This is a genomic window from Polaromonas sp. P3_C2 (assembly GCF_056402675.1).
The window spans coordinates 1-2,228 of the sequence record NZ_JBFUGX010000657.1 but is presented as its reverse complement, the minus strand read 5'-3'; the positions used below and the strand labels follow the sequence as shown (position 1 = coordinate 2,228).

Genomic DNA, 2,228 nt, shown 5'->3' with positions numbered 1-2,228 from the left:
GCCCAAGACCAGAGTCGATGGGTTGGGTGCCTACGAATCGCTGCAGAGAAGTGGTCTTTAGCAGTTGAAACTAAAAGTCTCGGCTCCCACATGACAACGGCATTCATGAAGGAGAGGTGAATGGAATTTCCCCAGTCGGATTTTCTCGCCTCTATCAATGGCACGAACGTCCCCCTCCAGAATTGCCCACGCGAAGTCTGTTCGCTGTAGGTCAGGAAGTAGAAAAAAGCCATCATCTGCAGTCGAGCAAGTTCGAAAGCCCTATCGCTCTCTATCTGAGGTGGTGCTGTGAAGGTAAACGTCATCGTGACTGAGTTGCCGAGCTGGGTGCGCAGCGTCATGCTCTCGGCACTCTCTCCCACTGGTTTTCCGGTGCGACGGCTTCGACTCTTGGCTTTCTTTCTGTCAGCCTCCACCGCAGCTTCTGGCGAAGGTGAGTTGCCAAAAGCATCGTGATGCATTGTGATGGCAGAGATGTCGTCCTCAAGGTCAGATTTTCGTCCGTTGCACGGCTTGCACGCCCGAACAATCAGGTTCCAATCTTGATACAGAGTTCCAACCGGAACGAACCTCTTCCCAATCACGTGCTCTTTAGTGAATTCCTCGTTTAGCTCACATCCACAATACGGGCAAGTGAGGTTTCGCAGCACTATTGGCCGGTTGCGCGGGATTTCTTGAAGTTCAGCGCCAAGCATGATGCTAGAGCTTGGTGGGGTCGCCGAGTGTTTTGTTAAGCCGTACCGATTCTTTGACAAGACGGCCCGACAAGGCGAGGTTGACTTCATCACCCTCATGAAACTCTCTCGTCGCCATTTCGTACTTACCACCGGGTTTTAGCAGCGGATCCATCTCGCGAAGACGTTGGCCTCGCCAGAAGCCGAACAATACGCGACTTTCCTCAGCGCGAATGAGCAGCACAGGCCCATTCGACAGATAGACCAGATGGCCCCACTTGATGACTTCATCCAGCTCGGCACTGCCCAAGACGGCGGCCCGCAGTTGCTCAACTGTCGCACGCTGCCAGCCGGACAGCGCGGCGACATAAGCATCAGGGCTAGCGGCTGGGATGGTTTTCTTCATCATGACTGAAACAGATTACACCAGCCAATCGATATGAGGTAACTAAGCTACAAGGTGCAGGGAGGTGACGCCACGAGTACCGCCGATTTCTATATCTAAAGCGCGCTTATTCGCGGCTGTGCATCATTGATCGCGGGACTGGTCAGCGAGAAAAGGAACGCGAAGCAGAGAAACCGGCTTATCCAAGGAGATGTCCCAAGGAGAGCCTCGCACAGCCAGCAAGCGCTGTCGCTGCTTATCGGGGCGTTCAATCTCAGCATTGTGGTTTTGCAAGGGCAGAGGCACAGGACCGAGCGGATCGAGAATTATCAAGCGCGGAAGCTGACCGGGCATGAGTACAAAGGCATGGCCGCAGGTCAGGCCCAGATGACGATGCCTGCAGAATGCAGCCACAATGGCCGGTGCGCCTCGGGCTGCAACTAGTTCTAAAGAGCTAATCACGTTCTGTGGTGTTGGTTGCCTAATATGCATCCATCGACTTTTGATGTCTGGCCGAACCGTCACAACGGCACGGCGGATGTCGGTATGCGAGGCACCTACCCAGTACCGCGGACGCACGCCAAACAATCTCAGAGCATCTTTGCGCGACGTAGGTGTGCCGGACACTGACAAACACATTGCTGTTGCGTAGACCGCRCAGTAGTCGGACTGGATACTTTGACGAATAAACAAGCGCTATCCCATTCTTGCCACAGTGCCAAATCCGCGAAAAGGGCTCTGCGCCTTTTTCGCTGAAGCCTTCTTAATTGGCGCTTTCTTTGCGGCGGCTTTCTTGGCTGGTGCCTTCTTTGCCGCAGCTTTCTTGGCTGGTGCCTTTTTGGACGAGACCTTGAGAATCAATGATTTCTTCGCTGTGGACATGATCGTCTGTCTTTCAAAGTTAGCTTTTGGCTTTAAAGGCTTCGGGTGCTCCGTCGGCCTCGGCCAGGTTCATCGCTAGGCGAACAGAGTCTGCGCCGGCCAACGGCACTATCACGCCAAGCCAAAATGACTCGTCGGCCATCGTTGTGTAAGTGGCATACCCGTCCTTAATGGGGCACTCGTCAATCAACCCTGGGGTGAAAGTGTTGTGAAACAGCCAGAATACTTTCGTTGCGGTACTGCCGTCCGGCACTTTTACTCGTGTTTCGATCTGGCACTGTCTACCG

3 protein-coding genes and 1 pseudogene are annotated in these 2,228 nt (G+C 54.0%); all 4 read right to left on the bottom strand.

All coding sequences use genetic code 11. The features are described 5' to 3' along the window. Positions 1–695: pseudogene (locus AC1DWI_RS20340) on the bottom strand (hypothetical protein); the annotation flags it as partial. A gap of 4 nt (positions 696–699) precedes the next feature. Next, positions 700–1,080, bottom strand: a complete 381-nt coding sequence (locus AC1DWI_RS20335) for a DUF1801 domain-containing protein (protein WP_477668876.1) — start codon at positions 1,078–1,080, stop codon at positions 700–702. 675 nt (positions 1,081–1,755) lie between these two features. After that, positions 1,756–1,941, bottom strand: a complete 186-nt coding sequence (locus AC1DWI_RS20330) for a hypothetical protein (protein WP_477668877.1) — start codon at positions 1,939–1,941, stop codon at positions 1,756–1,758. Positions 1,942–1,960: 19 nt separating this feature from the next. After that, the coding region (locus AC1DWI_RS20325; protein WP_477725594.1) for a hypothetical protein at positions 1,961–2,228 on the bottom strand (268 nt) is incomplete at its 5' end.

Coding starts and splice junctions, on each gene's coding strand:
- AC1DWI_RS20335 (WP_477668876.1), bottom strand. CDS start 1,080: ATGAAGAAAACCATCCCAGCCGCTAGCCCTGATGCTTATGTCGCCGCG.
- AC1DWI_RS20330 (WP_477668877.1), bottom strand. CDS start 1,941: ATGTCCACAGCGAAGAAATCATTGATTCTCAAGGTCTCGTCCAAAAAG.